This window comes from Candidatus Pelagibacter sp. HIMB1709 (assembly GCF_052047635.1).
In the GTDB taxonomy this organism is placed as follows: domain Bacteria; phylum Pseudomonadota; class Alphaproteobacteria; order Pelagibacterales; family Pelagibacteraceae; genus Pelagibacter.
On record NZ_JBNAJW010000001.1, the window covers coordinates 62,934 to 76,106 of the forward strand.

Sequence of the window (13,173 nt, forward strand, 5' to 3'; positions counted from 1 at the left end):
TTAATTTTTAAAATTAATACCTTTATCCTCAAGAACTTTTTTAAGTTCTCCGTTTTCGTACATTTCTTTTACGATATCACATCCACCAACAAATTCTTTTTTAATATACAATTGAGGAATTGTTGGCCAGTCACTGTAAACTTTAATTCCTTCTCTAATATTTTGATCTTCCAAAACATTTACTCCTTTAAAATTTACTTCTAGAATTTTTAACATGTTTGATACAGCCATTGAAAAACCACATTGAGGAGCATCTGGAGTTCCTTTCATAAATAAACAAACATCATTGTTGTCTATATGATCTTGAATTGTATTTTTTGTATTTTCGTCCATTATTGCTCCTTTGTTTTAATTGCTAGGGCATGTAATTCATTTCCCATTCGTCCTTTTAGAGAATTATATACCATTTTGTGTTGTTCAATTTTACTTTTTCCTGAAAATTGAGAAGAGGTCACAGTCGCTGAATAATGATTTCCATCGCCTGCTAAATCCTGAATTTCAACAATTGCATCAGGCATTGCCTCTTTAATTAAATTCTCAATTTCTTTTAAATCCATTGCCATTAGTTATTCATATAATCTGAAAGCCACTTTGTATTTGAACTTGTAAGTTCGTCAATTGTAACTTTTGTCTTATCGTTAATAAATAGCTCATTTTCATTGATTGTACCAAGTTCATCAAAATGAACTGCATTTTTATTCAATATATCTGTGACTTTTTTTAAATCTTTTTTATTAACTTCAATAATGTAACGTCCTTGATCTTCACCAAAGAAATACTCCATTTCATTAATTAAATATTTTGGTTTATTTAGATTAACTCCTTTTTTACCTTTGATACACATTTTAGCAACTGCAGTAATAATACCCCCCACAGAAACATCGTGTGCACTTTTAATGAGATTACTCTCAATGAGTTTTAACAAAGTTTCTCCATTATTTTTTTCATTAAACAAATTTATTTCTGGTGGTGGACCATTTTTTTCATTTAAAATGTTTCTTGCAAATAAACTTTGATCCAAATGACCTTCTGTTTTTCCAATAACTAAAATCACATTATCAATTTCTTTAAAATCCATAGTGATCATTTTATTATAGTCCTTTATTAAACCGACACCTCCAATAGCAGGGGTCGGCTTGATACCTTCATCCTTAGTTTGATTGTAAAAAGATACATTTCCTGAAACTACTGGGAATTTTAAATATTCACTTGCCTCACCAATTCCTTGAACACATTCAACAAATTCACCCATATTCTCCTCATTTTCTGGGCTTCCAAAATTTAAGCAATTGGTAATAGCAATAGGTTTTGCTCCAACAGCAATTAAATTTCTAAAGCTTTCACAAACAACTTGTTTTCCACCAGTAAGAGGGTGGGCCCAACAATAAACTGCAGAACTGTCTACTGATGCTGCTACAGCTTTATTCGTTCCATGTACTCTCACAACCCCAGCATCACCACCTGGTTTTTGAATGGTGTCACCCATAACCGTATGATCATACTGTTGCCAAATCCATTCTTTGCTACAAATATTTGGGTTTGCTAAAACTTTTTTAAGAACATCAATAATTTTGAAATTTTTTAAATCTTCTTTTTTAATTTTATTTTTTTTAGGAAGCTTTGCTTTTTTCCATTTTCGATCATACATCGGTGAATTTTCAACTAAAGTATTTACAGGGATGTCAGCCACCATTTCATCATCAAAGTAAAGTTGTATTTTTTTTGAGTTAGTTGTTTTACCAATCACAGCAAAATCTAAATTCCATTTATCAAATATTTTTTTTGCTTGTTTTTCTTTTCCATTTTCTAAAACAATCAACATTCTCTCTTGGCTTTCAGACAGCATAATTTCATAGGGAGTCATTTTTGCCTCTCTACAAGGAACTTTGTTAAGATTTATTTCAATTCCAAGATTTCCTTTAGAAGCCATTTCAATGCTTGATGAGGTTAATCCTGCTGCTCCCATATCTTGAATAGCAATAATCGAGTCTCCAGCCATTAATTCTAAACAAGCCTCAAGTAATAGTTTTTCAGTAAATGGATCTCCAACTTGAACAGTGGGTTTCTTTTCCTCTATTTTGTCATCAAAACTTGCTGAAGCCATACTGGCACCATGAATTCCATCTCTTCCTGTTTTTGAACCAACATAGATGACAGGTTTATTTAAACCTGCTGCTTTTGAATAAAAAATCTTGTCTTTTTTGACCAAGCCAAGCGTCATAGCGTTAACTAAGATATTTCCGTTATATGAGCTATCAAAACTAGTTTGCCCTGCAACTGTTGGAACACCCATACAATTTCCATATCCTCCAATTCCATGAACAACACCTCTTAGTAGGTTTTTTGTCTTTTTGTGCTGAGGCGAACCAAAATGAATTGAGTTTAAGTTAGCAATAGGTCTTGCGCCCATTGTGAACACATCTCTCATAATCCCGCCAACACCAGTCGCAGCACCTTGATAGGGTTCAATAAAAGATGGGTGGTTGTGGCTTTCAATTTTAAATACAATGGCATCATTATCTTCAATATCAATAACACCAGCATTTTCTCCTGGTCCTTGAATTACCTTTTTTCCTTTTGTAGGAAGTTTTTTTAAATGAAGTCTTGAGGATTTATAAGAGCAATGCTCATTCCACATTGCAGAAAAGATACCTAATTCAGTAATATTTGGTGTTCTTTTTAATAATTCACAAATTTTAGCATATTCATCTTTCTTTAAACCATGATCAATAGCTACCTGTTCGTTTACAATCATTTTAAATTATTAATTAAATTATTAAAAAAAATTGAACCATCTTCTCCAGATAAACAATTATCAATCATTCTTTCAGGATGAGGCATCATACCTAAAACGTTTTTTTCTTTATTAAATATACCAGCGATATTTTTAACTGAACCATTTGGGTTAAAACCATCTTCTACTTTTCCATTTTCGTCACAATAATTTATTGCAACTTGCTCATTGTCTTCAATTTCTTTTAATTGATTTTTCGTGCAAAAATAATTTCCTTCATTGTGAGCAATATGAAATTCTAAAACATCATTTTTAATATTATTAAAATAATTATTTGATTTATTATTAATTTTTACAAACACATTTTTGCAAATAAATTCTAGATATTTGTTTCTTAACAACACACCAGGAACCAAACCTGTCTCAACTAGTATTTGAAAACCATTGCAAATTCCCATTACCATACCACCAGAGTTAGCAAAATTGATTACTGATTTCATAATTTTAGATTTAGAGGCCATACTTCCACATCTTAAATAATCACCATATGAAAACCCACCAGGTAATACGACTAAATCACTTTTAGGTAATTCAACATCATCATGCCAAACCATCTTATTTTTAAACCCAAATTTTTTAAGAGCCACATCCATGTCTCTATCACAATTTGATCCTGGAAATGTAATAACGGATGATTTCATTAATTATTGTGCATCAATAATTTTATAATTTTCAATAACAAGATTAGCTAAAAGTTTTTTGCACATTTCTTCAACTTTATCCTTAGCTTTTTTTGGATCACTTTCTTTGGTATCGATTTCGAAATACTTACCTTGTCTTACTTCATTAATGTCATTAAAGCCCATTCCATCTAAAGTTTGGTGAATAACCTTACCTTGAGGATCTAGCACATCTTTTTTAAGAGTAATGATTACTGAAATTTTCATTTACGTTTCCTTTTAACAGACGATAGCTTGGTAACATTAACCGCTGAAACGTTTGATTGCTCATGAAGTATCCCCAGTCTTTTTGCAACTTCTGTATATGCTGGAATAAGATCACCTAAATTTTTTCTAAATCTGTCTTTATCTAGTTTTTTGTCTGTTATACTGTCCCAAAGTCTGCAAGTATCAGGGCTAATTTCATCAGCCAATATCACTTCATCTTTACCGTTAGCCTTTATTCTTCCAAATTCTAATTTAAAATCAATTAGCTTAATTCCAACGCCTCTAAACATACCGATCATAAAGTCATTAATTCTTAAAATCATTTTTTTAACTTTATCTATTTCATTTTTAGTAGCCCAATCAAAAGCTAAGATATGCTCTTCTGCAATTAATGGATCGCCTAATTTGTCATCCTTTAAGCAATACTCAATTAGAGGCTCTTTTAAAACTGTACCATCTTCAATTCCTAATCTTTTGGTAATAGATCCAGTTGCAACATTTCTTACAATGAATTCAATTGGAATAATTTCAACTAACTTAATAACCTGTTCTCTCATATTAAGTCTTTTTACTAAATGGTTTTTAATTCCAATTTGAGAAAGGTTGGAGAGGATGTGTTCTGAAATTCTGTTATTTAAAACACCTTTTCCTTCAATAGTAGATTTTTTCTGATTGTTAAATGCGGTTGCATCATCTTTAAAATACTGAATGACTAAATTTTTATCATTAGTTGCATAAATGATTTTAGCTTTTCCTTCGTATAGTTTTTTTCCTTTTTTCATTATTTAAAAACTCTTCTAAAGATCAAATTTACATTTTTAAAGTGTTTTGCGTAACTAAATATAGATTTTAGTTTTTTAGGAGTAATTTTACTCATAATTAACTTATCAGAACTAATAACATCAAATAAGTCTAAATCCTCTGCAAAACATTTTTTAGCGTAATTTTGAACCATTCGGTAAGATTGCTCTCTACTTAATCCAGATTTTGTTAGCTCTAGCATTACTTCTTGTGAAAAAATCAATCCTTTGGTTATATTTAAATTTTCTAACATTTTTTTAGGGTAAACAATCATGTTATCTAAAATATTTGTTAGTCTCACAAGAGCAAAATCAGTTGTAATGTTTGCATCAGGCCCGATGTTTCTCTCAACACTAGAATGAGAAATATCTCTTTCATGCCATAGAGCAATATTTTCTAAAGCAGGAATGACTGCACTTCTAACCATTCTTGCAAGACCAGTTAAGTTTTCACTTAATATTGGATTTTTTTTATGAGGCATCGCTGAAGAACCTTTTTGATTTTTTGAAAAGAATTCTTGTAATTCATAAACTTCAGTTCTTTGTAAATGTCTAATCTCAACTGCAACTCTTTCTATTGATCCAGCAATAATTCCTAATATTGAGAAATAAAAAGCATGTCGGTCTCTTGGTATTACTTGAGTTGAAATTGGCTCAACTTTTAAACCCAATTTTTTGGCAACGTGTTTTTCAACATTAGGATTAATGTTTGCAAAGGTTCCAACAGCCCCAGATATTGCACAAGTGGATACTTCATCTATTGCATCTACTAATCTTTTTCTATTTCTCTTAAATTCTTCGTAAAACGAAGCCAATTTTAATCCAAAAGTAACAGGTTCAGCATGAATACCGTGACTTCTTCCCATGCACGGAGTAAATTTGTATTTCTTAGCTTGTTTTTTAAGAACTTTTAAAATTTGATCTAAGTCTTTTAAGATGATTTTACCTGATTGAACCATTTGGATATTAAAACTTGTATCCAATACATCTGATGAGGTCATACCTTGGTGAAGATATCTAGCTTTAATACCTACTTTTTCAGTCACAGAGGTTAGAAAAGCTATTACGTCGTGTTTAACTTCTGCTTCTATCTTATGAATTCTGCTTACATTGATTTTAGCTTTTTTTCTAACAACTGATGCTACACCTTTTGGGATTTGACCAAGTTTTTCCATCGCTTCAGCAGCTGCAACTTCGACATCTAACCAAATTTTGTATTTATTTTCTTCTGACCAAATATCAGTTAGTTCTTTTCGAGAATATCTTTTAATCATTAATTATAAGTATGGAGGCTTTGAATAACCTTTAGCAGATTCTGTAAAGATTTCATAACCATTTTCAGTAATTCCTAACGTATGCTCAAATTGAGCAGATAAAGATTTATCTTTTGTAACCGCAGTCCAACCATCATTCAACATTTTAACATCATATTTACCTGAATTTATCATTGGTTCGATTGTAAAAGTCATACCAGGTTTTAACTCTGCGCCAGAGTTTTTATTTCCATAATGTAAAATATTTGGTGGCTCGTGAAATGTTGTGCTTATACCATGACCACAAAAATCTCTAACCACAGAATAACCTTTATCTTCAACATAAGATTGAATTTCATAACCAATATCACCCAATTTTGTACCTGGTTTTAATATTTTGATAGCTCTCATCATAGATTCATACGTTGCATCTATAAGATTGTTTAATTTAATTGGTGTTTTGCCAATACAAAACATTCTACTTGTATCTCCATAATGTTCATCTACGATTGCAGTAACATCAACATTAACCGCATCACCATCTCTTAAAATTCTATCTGAAGGAATTCCATGACATATAACATGATTTAATGAAGTACATAAAGATTTTGTAAAACCTCTATAGTAGAGTGGAGCAGAGTGACCTCCATTATCTCTTATAAACTCGTAACCTAATTTATCTATATAGTCTGTCGAGACACCTTCCTTAATGTTTTCAGTCAACATATCAAGAGTTCTTGCTGCTAATTTTCCAGCAACTCTCATTTTTTCAAATTTTTCTTTATATTCACTCATCTAAAATTTTAAGTTTTTTATCTATAAAAATTTTTTTTGAACTTACATCACATCTATATGCTAAAAAATTTACTCCAGCTTTTTTAGCTTTTAAATAATTTTTATAATATTCCTCGTCTATATCTTTAGCTATTTTAAAATATTTCATATTTTGAATTTGAACTAAAAACAACAGATAACAAGTATAACCTTTATTTATGGCATCAATAAGAGTTAATAAATGCTTAGATCCTCTTGACGTAACAGCATCTGGGAACTCAGCGGTTTCTTTATTTCTAAATAAGGTAACATTTTTGACTTCAATAAAGCTTTTTTGATTGTTCTTTTCTAATAAAAAATCAAATCTAGTCTCCTTATTAAAGAAGACTTCTGGCTTAATTGTATCGTTATTTTTTAATTCTTTAATTAGATTATTTTTAATACCATGATGCACAATCTTGTTAGCCATATGAGTGTTCACACCAACTAGATTTTTTCTTGATTTAATTACTTCAAGTCCAAATTTTAGTTTTCTTTTAGGATCATTATTTGGCAACAAATAAACATCGTTACCTTCTTCTAATAAACCTCTCATAGAACCAGTGTTAGGACAATGAGCTGTGACAACTTCTTTACCAATTTTTATGTCGGTAAAAAACCTTTTGTAACGTTTGATTAGTTTGCCTTTTACTAAAGACTTGGTAAATTCCATTACTAAATTATATATTTCATATGGATAAAAAAGCAAAATTTAATGCATCAATTTTAATAATTGGAAACGAGATTTTATCTGGAAGAACAAGAGATACTAATACTTCAACATTAGCGACGTGGCTTAATTCTATTGGAGTTAAAGTTGAAGAAGTTAGGGTAATATCAGACGTAGAAAACACCATAGTTGAAACATTAAATGTTCTGAGATCTAAATATGATTATGTTTTTACAACTGGAGGTATTGGGCCAACCCATGATGATATAACTGCTCAATCAGTTTCAAAAGCATTTGGTTTAAAATACGAAGTTCACAAAGAAGCTTTCAAAATATTAGAGGCCTATTATCAACCTGGAGAATTTAATGAAGGAAGACAAAAAATGGCTTGGATGCCTGAAAATGCAAATTTAATTTTAAACCCCACAAGTGGTGCTCCAGGATTTAATGTTGAAAATGTTTACTCTCTTCCAGGAGTTCCTTCGATATTAAAATCAATGTTAGGTGGATTAACAAATAATATAGTTGGTGGTGAACCAATTAAAAGCTTAACTATAAGCTTAAGAACTGTTGAAAGTGAAATAGCGAGTTCACTAACAAAAGTGCAAAATGACAATTTAGATGTTGAAATTGGAAGCTATCCTTTTTTTCACGCTGGAAAATTAGGGGTGTCGATAGTCATTAGATCTGAAGATCAAAACAAAATTAATGATTGTAATTCTCAAATTTTAAAATTTGTAAATGAAAAAAAAATTGAGGTAGTTGAACGCTAATGTTGTATTTTGCTTATGGTAGTAATCTTCATCATTTTCAAATGAAACGAAGATGTAAAGACAGTGTTTTTTTAAAAAAAATAAATTTAAAAGATTTTAAATTAACATTTAGAAGCAAGTATAGAGCTGCAGACATTGAGCCTAAAAAAAATTCAATCGTACCAGGTGGATTATTTGAAATTTCAAAAAGTGATGAAAAAAAATTAGATGTTTATGAAGACTTTCCAATTCTTTATAAAAAACATTATTTTTTTTACTATGGAAAAAAAGTCATGACCTATACTATGGTAAAAAAATCTCCATTTAAGTTTCCAACAGAAAGATACCTTAATGTAGTTAAAAGAGGATATAGAGATTGCAAACTTGATAACAAATTTCTTATAAAGGCATTACATTATTAATTGATATGTTTTTACACACAAAATTAGAGGAACGAAAAGATCCAATAAGAGTTGCTTTTATTGGATGTGGGAAGTTCGTAAGTATGTTTTTATCTCAATATTCTCATTTAAATAAAATAGAGATTGATAGCATTGTTGATCTAAATGTTGATCAAGCAAAAAAAAATTGTTTTAAAAGTGGAATAAATGAGAGAGAAATATCTAAAATAAATTTCTCTAATTCTCTTGATCAAATTATAGATAGAAATATTGAAATCTTCATTGAAGCAACTGGAAATCCAATTTCTGGAACAGTTCATGCAACAAAAATTTTAAAAAATAAAAAACATTTAATCTTAGTTAATGTTGAGGCCGATATTACATGTGGAAAATATTTAGCAGATTTAGCTAAAGATAATGGAGTTATTTGCTCTATGGCTTACGGTGACCAGCCTTCATTAATTTTAGAGCAAATTGAATGGGCGAGACTTAATGGTTTTGAAGTCATTTGTGCAGGAAAGGGAACCAAGTACCACCCAACTTTTGAATACTCAACACCTGACACAGTTTGGGGTCATTATGGTTTAACTAAGGAAAGAGCAGAAAATGAATCTGGAATGAATCCTAAAATGTTTAATAGTTTTTTGTGTGGAGATAAATCAGCAATTGAAATGTGTGCAGTAAGTAATGCTGCAAATCTAAAATGTCCCTCAAATGGATTAACTTTTCCTCCAGTTGGTGTTTATGATATTGCAAAAAAATTAATACCAAAAAATGATGGTGGGTTAATTGATTTTGACGGTCAAGTAGAAGTTATATCAAGTATTGATTTAGCTAAAAAAGATATTCCTAATGACTTAAGATGGGGCGTATACATTGTCATTAAAGCTAAAAATGAATATGTGAAAAATTGTTTTAAAGATTATGGAATGGTAACTGACTCTACAGGGAACTATTCTGCAATATGGAGGCCATATCACTATATTGGCTTAGAACTTGCACAGTCTATATATTCTATAGCGCTTGATAATCGAGCAACAGGATATACAAAAAATTATAATGCAGAAGTGGGAAGTGTGGCTAAAAAAAATTTGAAAGTTGGTGAAAAACTTGATGGAGAAGGAGGATTTTGTGCAAGAGGAAAATTAATTACTTCTCACAAATCTAAAAGTGAAATGATATTACCATTAGGTCTAACTGATAATGCAATATTAAAAAAGGATATTAAAAAGGACGAAGTAATTAAAATCGAAGATGTTGAACTGAAATTACCAAAAGAGGTATTAGAAGCTAGAGATTACCAGTATAATTTAATATAGTTGAGTTATAAATAATTGAAGATATAACAATGATGTTCGCAAATGCCCTCGTGGTGAAATTGGTAGACACAAAGGACTTAAAATCCTTGCCGCTTGCGGAGTGCCAGTTCGAGTCTGGCCGAGGGCACCACTAAATGAGCAAACTTCAGATTATTTCAGATAAAAATAAAAAATCATTAAGTATAAAAAACATTTTATTAAAAAAAATAAAATCTAAAGATTTTCAAAAAGATAATTTAATTATTGTTATTGGAGGTGATGGATTTATGCTTCAAACATTAAAAAAAAACAAAAACCTTAACAAACAATTTTATGGAATTAATTCAGGAAACTATGGTTTTCTGATGAATAAATTTTCCTCTAATAATATTATTAAAAATTTATTGAGAGCAAATATGGTTTCTATTTCACCTTTAGAAATGACAGTTAGAAACAAAAATAATCAAACTAAAAAATCTATAGCAATAAATGAAGTTTCGGTATTAAGACAGAGTAGGCAAGCAGCTTCGCTATCCATTAAGCAAGGATCAAGACAAATAATTAAAAAATTAGTCTCTGATGGTGTTTTAGTATCAACACCAGCTGGGAGTACAGCTTATAATTTATCTGTTCATGGACCTATTTTAAGTCTTCATTCAAAAAAATTGTCTATATCTCCAATAAGTGCATTTAGACCAAGAAGATGGAAAGGTAAAATTGTAAATGATAAAACAAAAATCATTATTACAAATCTAAATCCTTCAAAGAGACCAATAAGTGCTGTAGCAGATAATTTAGAAGTAAGAAATGCTAAATCAATTACTGTAAAAATTAACAACAAAATTAAGTTTAATTTACTTTATGACAAAAGCAGAAGTTTGCAAAAAAAAATTAAAATTGAACAAATAAGAAGAGAAACAAGTTAGATTAGATGAATAAAATTAATTCAATTGTATTAGTTGTGCTAATTTTAATTACAGGATTTTTTGCATTTAAAATAATGTCATTTTTCGGTTGCTATGTTCGTATCGAGAATGTTGGTGAGTGTTGGAAATTAATTGCTTGGTAGAGAAAATTATGGTGCCCCCGCACGGATTCGAACCGCGGACCTATTGATTACAAATCAATTGCTCTACCAACTGAGCTACAAGGGCATGCGCAATAATTATTAACTATTTATAAAATAATCAACTCTTTTTTTTTAAATAACTTAAATGATGAAACACAATTGCTGCACTATTTGAGATATTTAAACTTTCAATATCTTTATTGATATCAATTTTAACAAAAAAATCTGCATATTTACCTGTATGCTGTCTCATTCCAAATCCTTCTGAACCAAAGAGCAAAATATTATTTCCTTCCCATTTTACATCCGTAAAATCTTTTTGACCTTGTGAATCAAAACCATAAACCCAAAAATTTTTTTCTCTAAGATTTTTCAAAGTTGAATTAATATTGGATACCTGAAATATTTTAACATGCTCCATACATCCACTCGCTGATTTATACATTAGTTTACTATCTCTAGGAAAATGTCGTTCTTTAATTATCAAACCATCAATATTAAAAGAAGCTGCACTTCTAATCAAAGAGCCTATATTTCTTGGATCAGTAACTTCATCTAAACAAACAAATGTTAAATTTTTTTTTTCTTTAATAAATTCTTTTAAATCTAGTGAGTCAAGATGTTCGATTTCTGCAACGTAACCATTATGCATCAATTGATCTTTTGATGAATATTTATCCAATTCTTTTTTGGATTTAAAATAAACTTTTACGTCTTGTAGAAGATTTTTATTTGGGTTTTTTTTGTGAATATTTTTTTTAGCGTCCTCTGTCAAAAACACTCTTAAAACCTTCCTATTCGGATTCCTTAAAGCTTCAATTACAGCATGTTGGCCCACTATAAAAAAAGATGATTTATTCATAAAATTATCAAGTGTTTTACACGTTTTTAAAGATATTTTCTTAATAAATCACGTGTTGCATTTGGATAAATAAAATATATAAAACGCCTGTTATTTGAAGTTTTATTGAACAAGGGGACACTTCCCCAGAGGAGGGGTTCCAGAGCGGTCAAATGGGGCGGGCTGTAAACCCGTTGACTTCGGTCTTCGAAAGTTCGAATCTTTCCCCCTCCACCATTCAATGAATTTTTGATTAACAATGGAGTGTTACTCTTGGGGTTGTGCGGGTGTAGTTCAATGGTAGAACGCTAGCCTTCCAAGCTGGATGTAAGGGTTCGATTCCCTTTACCCGCTCCAAGAAAAATAAAATTAGAAACAAAAAAAACTGAGGTTAAAAAGAAATGTCAAAAGAAAAATTTGTACGAAGTAAACCCCACTGTAACATTGGGACTATTGGTCATGTCGATCATGGTAAAACTACTCTTACTGCAGCTATCACAAATGTTTTAGCTGAAGCTGGAGGTGGAACTGCTGTAGCATACGATCAAATCGATAAAGCTCCAGAGGAAAAAGAAAGAGGAATTACAATTTCAACGGCTCACGTTGAATATGAAACTGAAAAAAGACACTATGCACACGTAGACTGTCCAGGTCACGCTGATTATGTGAAGAACATGATCACTGGTGCCGCACAAATGGATGGAGCCATCTTAGTTGTTAATGCTGCAGATGGACCAATGCCACAAACAAGAGAACACATTCTTTTAGGAAGACAAGTTGGTATTCCAGCAATTGTTGTTTACCTAAATAAAGTTGATCAAGTTGATGATAAAGAAATGATTGAACTTGTTGAAGAAGAAATCAGAGAGCTTTTGACTTCTTATAAATATCCTGGAGAAACAACTCCAATTGTTAAAGGATCAGCATTAGCAGCAGTAGAAAAAAGAGATGATGAAATTGGTAAAAATTCAATTTTAGAATTAATGAAAGCTGTTGATGATCACATCCCACAACCAGCTAGAGAAGTGGACAAACCATTCTTGATGCCTGTTGAGGATGTATTTTCAATTTCTGGAAGAGGAACAGTTGCAACAGGTAGAGTTGAGTCTGGTGTGATTAAAACTGGTGAGGAAGTTGAAATCGTTGGTATTAAAGAAACTAAAAAATCAGTTTGTACTGGAGTTGAAATGTTTAGAAAAATTTTAGACTCTGGTGAAGCTGGAGATAACGTTGGAATTTTATTGAGAGGTATTGAAAGAACAGATATTGAAAGAGGTCAAGTTCTTTGTAAGCCTGGTTCAATAACTCCACATACTAAATTTGAAGCTCAGGCATATGTACTTAAGAAAGATGAAGGTGGAAGACATACCCCATTCTTTACTAAATACAGACCTCAGTTTTATTTTAGAACAACAGACGTAACAGGTGAAGTAGAGTTGCCAGCAGGAACAGAAATGGTTATGCCAGGTGACGATGCTAAGTTTACCGTTAAGTTAATTACACCAATCGCTATGGCTGAAAAATTAAATTTCGCTATAAGAGAAGGTGGAAGAACTGTTGGAGCAGGAGTAGTAACAAAAATTATAGAGTAACTC

Annotated in this window: 16 protein-coding genes and 4 tRNA genes; 9 read left to right on the top strand and 11 right to left on the bottom strand. The window is 30.9% G+C overall.

Translation table 11 applies throughout. The features are described from left to right. Genes grxD through sfsA form a run of 9 tightly spaced genes read right to left on the bottom strand, consistent with a single transcriptional unit; the run spans window position 1 to window position 7,220 of the window. Complete coding sequence (gene grxD, locus ACTTAR_RS00325) at window positions 1–333, bottom strand: Grx4 family monothiol glutaredoxin (RefSeq protein ID WP_440680683.1); 333 nt, start codon at window positions 331–333, stop codon at window positions 1–3. Further along, window positions 333–563 carry a BolA/IbaG family iron-sulfur metabolism protein gene (locus ACTTAR_RS00330; protein ID WP_440680685.1) on the bottom strand — a complete coding sequence of 77 codons (231 nt, stop codon included), beginning with the start codon at window positions 561–563 and terminating at the stop codon, window positions 333–335. The genes grxD and ACTTAR_RS00330 overlap by 1 nt, the downstream gene beginning before the upstream one ends. Beyond that, entirely contained in the window at window positions 563–2,755 is a 2,193-nt protein-coding gene (gene purL / locus ACTTAR_RS00335; protein WP_440697404.1) for a phosphoribosylformylglycinamidine synthase subunit PurL, read from the bottom strand. Before purL ends, ACTTAR_RS00330 begins: the two co-directional genes overlap by 1 nt. Then, entirely contained in the window at window positions 2,752–3,435 is a 684-nt protein-coding gene (gene purQ, locus ACTTAR_RS00340) for a phosphoribosylformylglycinamidine synthase I (protein WP_440697405.1), read from the bottom strand. Before purQ ends, purL begins: the two co-directional genes overlap by 4 nt. Before the next feature lie 3 nt (window positions 3,436–3,438). Beyond that, window positions 3,439–3,681 carry a phosphoribosylformylglycinamidine synthase subunit PurS gene (purS, locus tag ACTTAR_RS00345; protein ID WP_435117575.1) on the bottom strand — a complete coding sequence of 81 codons (243 nt, stop codon included), beginning with the start codon at window positions 3,679–3,681 and terminating at the stop codon, window positions 3,439–3,441. Then, the gene (purC, locus tag ACTTAR_RS00350; protein ID WP_440680688.1) at window positions 3,678–4,463 is read right to left on the bottom strand and encodes a phosphoribosylaminoimidazolesuccinocarboxamide synthase; all 786 of its coding nucleotides are present in this window, start codon (window positions 4,461–4,463) and stop codon (window positions 3,678–3,680) included. The genes purS and purC overlap by 4 nt, the downstream gene beginning before the upstream one ends. After that, window positions 4,463–5,755: an adenylosuccinate lyase gene (gene purB / locus ACTTAR_RS00355; RefSeq protein WP_440697406.1), complete on the bottom strand. Its 1,293-nt coding sequence runs from the start codon at window positions 5,753–5,755 to the stop codon at window positions 4,463–4,465. Before purB ends, purC begins: the two co-directional genes overlap by 1 nt. A gap of 3 nt (window positions 5,756–5,758) precedes the next feature. After that, entirely contained in the window at window positions 5,759–6,529 is a 771-nt protein-coding gene (map, locus tag ACTTAR_RS00360) for a type I methionyl aminopeptidase (protein ID WP_440697407.1), read from the bottom strand. Then, window positions 6,522–7,220 (bottom strand): DNA/RNA nuclease SfsA, encoded by a 699-nt coding sequence (gene sfsA / locus ACTTAR_RS00365; RefSeq protein ID WP_440697408.1) that lies wholly within the window; start codon window positions 7,218–7,220, stop codon window positions 6,522–6,524. Before sfsA ends, map begins: the two co-directional genes overlap by 8 nt. 20 nt (window positions 7,221–7,240) lie before the next feature. Here sfsA and ACTTAR_RS00370 point away from each other — a divergent pair, with 20 nt between their 5' ends. The 6 genes from ACTTAR_RS00370 to ACTTAR_RS00395 all read left to right on the top strand — a co-directional run bounded on the left by ACTTAR_RS00370 (window position 7,241) and on the right by ACTTAR_RS00395 (window position 10,737). Then, window positions 7,241–7,990, top strand: a complete 750-nt coding sequence (locus ACTTAR_RS00370) for a competence/damage-inducible protein A (protein ID WP_440697409.1) — start codon at window positions 7,241–7,243, stop codon at window positions 7,988–7,990. After that, on the top strand, window positions 7,990–8,391 hold the full coding sequence (locus tag ACTTAR_RS00375; RefSeq protein WP_440697410.1) for a gamma-glutamylcyclotransferase family protein: 402 nt from the start codon (window positions 7,990–7,992) through the stop codon (window positions 8,389–8,391). Before ACTTAR_RS00370 ends, ACTTAR_RS00375 begins: the two co-directional genes overlap by 1 nt. Before the next feature lie 5 nt (window positions 8,392–8,396). Further along, window positions 8,397–9,689 (top strand): NAD(P)H-dependent oxidoreductase, encoded by a 1,293-nt coding sequence (locus tag ACTTAR_RS00380; RefSeq protein ID WP_440697411.1) that lies wholly within the window; start codon window positions 8,397–8,399, stop codon window positions 9,687–9,689. Between the two features lie 44 nt (window positions 9,690–9,733). Continuing rightward, window positions 9,734–9,819: transfer RNA gene (locus ACTTAR_RS00385), tRNA-Leu, on the top strand. 4 nt (window positions 9,820–9,823) lie between these two features. Then, window positions 9,824–10,594 (top strand): NAD kinase, encoded by a 771-nt coding sequence (locus ACTTAR_RS00390; RefSeq protein ID WP_440697412.1) that lies wholly within the window; start codon window positions 9,824–9,826, stop codon window positions 10,592–10,594. A gap of 5 nt (window positions 10,595–10,599) precedes the next feature. Next, on the top strand, window positions 10,600–10,737 hold the full coding sequence (locus ACTTAR_RS00395; protein ID WP_440680696.1) for a hypothetical protein: 138 nt from the start codon (window positions 10,600–10,602) through the stop codon (window positions 10,735–10,737). 9 nt (window positions 10,738–10,746) lie between these two features. Here ACTTAR_RS00395 and ACTTAR_RS00400 read toward each other — a convergent pair. After that, a tRNA-Thr gene (locus ACTTAR_RS00400) sits at window positions 10,747–10,822 on the bottom strand. Window positions 10,823–10,855: 33 nt separating this feature from the next. After that, complete coding sequence (gene rlmB, locus ACTTAR_RS00405) at window positions 10,856–11,599, bottom strand: 23S rRNA (guanosine(2251)-2'-O)-methyltransferase RlmB (RefSeq protein ID WP_440697413.1); 744 nt, start codon at window positions 11,597–11,599, stop codon at window positions 10,856–10,858. 130 nt (window positions 11,600–11,729) lie between these two features. Here rlmB and ACTTAR_RS00410 point away from each other — a divergent pair. The 3 genes from ACTTAR_RS00410 (at window position 11,730) to tuf (ending at window position 13,170) form a co-directional block, all read left to right on the top strand. Then, a tRNA-Tyr gene (locus ACTTAR_RS00410) sits at window positions 11,730–11,815 on the top strand. A gap of 46 nt (window positions 11,816–11,861) precedes the next feature. After that, window positions 11,862–11,935, top strand: a tRNA-Gly gene (locus ACTTAR_RS00415). A 44-nt stretch (window positions 11,936–11,979) separates the two neighbouring features. Further along, on the top strand, window positions 11,980–13,170 hold the full coding sequence (gene tuf, locus ACTTAR_RS00420) for an elongation factor Tu (protein ID WP_440697414.1): 1,191 nt from the start codon (window positions 11,980–11,982) through the stop codon (window positions 13,168–13,170). The last annotated feature ends 3 nt before the right edge of the window (window positions 13,171–13,173 follow it).

Excerpts from the sequence above, each read along its gene's own strand:
- grxD (WP_440680683.1), bottom strand. The coding sequence starts at position 333 with ATGGACGAAAATACAAAAAATACAATTCAAGATCATATAGACAACAAT.
- purB (WP_440697406.1), bottom strand. The coding sequence starts at position 5,755 with ATGATTAAAAGATATTCTCGAAAAGAACTAACTGATATTTGGTCAGAA.
- map (WP_440697407.1), bottom strand. The coding sequence starts at position 6,529 with ATGAGTGAATATAAAGAAAAATTTGAAAAAATGAGAGTTGCTGGAAAA.
- tuf (WP_440697414.1), top strand. The coding sequence starts at position 11,980 with ATGTCAAAAGAAAAATTTGTACGAAGTAAACCCCACTGTAACATTGGG.
- ACTTAR_RS00375 (WP_440697410.1), top strand. The coding sequence starts at position 7,990 with ATGTTGTATTTTGCTTATGGTAGTAATCTTCATCATTTTCAAATGAAA.
- purL (WP_440697404.1), bottom strand. The coding sequence starts at position 2,755 with ATGATTGTAAACGAACAGGTAGCTATTGATCATGGTTTAAAGAAAGAT.
- ACTTAR_RS00390 (WP_440697412.1), top strand. The coding sequence starts at position 9,824 with ATGAGCAAACTTCAGATTATTTCAGATAAAAATAAAAAATCATTAAGT.
- purC (WP_440680688.1), bottom strand. The coding sequence starts at position 4,463 with ATGAAAAAAGGAAAAAAACTATACGAAGGAAAAGCTAAAATCATTTAT.
- ACTTAR_RS00370 (WP_440697409.1), top strand. The coding sequence starts at position 7,241 with ATGGATAAAAAAGCAAAATTTAATGCATCAATTTTAATAATTGGAAAC.
- purS (WP_435117575.1), bottom strand. The coding sequence starts at position 3,681 with ATGAAAATTTCAGTAATCATTACTCTTAAAAAAGATGTGCTAGATCCT.
- purQ (WP_440697405.1), bottom strand. The coding sequence starts at position 3,435 with ATGAAATCATCCGTTATTACATTTCCAGGATCAAATTGTGATAGAGAC.
- rlmB (WP_440697413.1), bottom strand. The coding sequence starts at position 11,599 with ATGAATAAATCATCTTTTTTTATAGTGGGCCAACATGCTGTAATTGAA.
- ACTTAR_RS00330 (WP_440680685.1), bottom strand. The coding sequence starts at position 563 with ATGGCAATGGATTTAAAAGAAATTGAGAATTTAATTAAAGAGGCAATG.
- sfsA (WP_440697408.1), bottom strand. The coding sequence starts at position 7,220 with ATGGAATTTACCAAGTCTTTAGTAAAAGGCAAACTAATCAAACGTTAC.
- ACTTAR_RS00380 (WP_440697411.1), top strand. The coding sequence starts at position 8,397 with ATGTTTTTACACACAAAATTAGAGGAACGAAAAGATCCAATAAGAGTT.
- ACTTAR_RS00395 (WP_440680696.1), top strand. The coding sequence starts at position 10,600 with ATGAATAAAATTAATTCAATTGTATTAGTTGTGCTAATTTTAATTACA.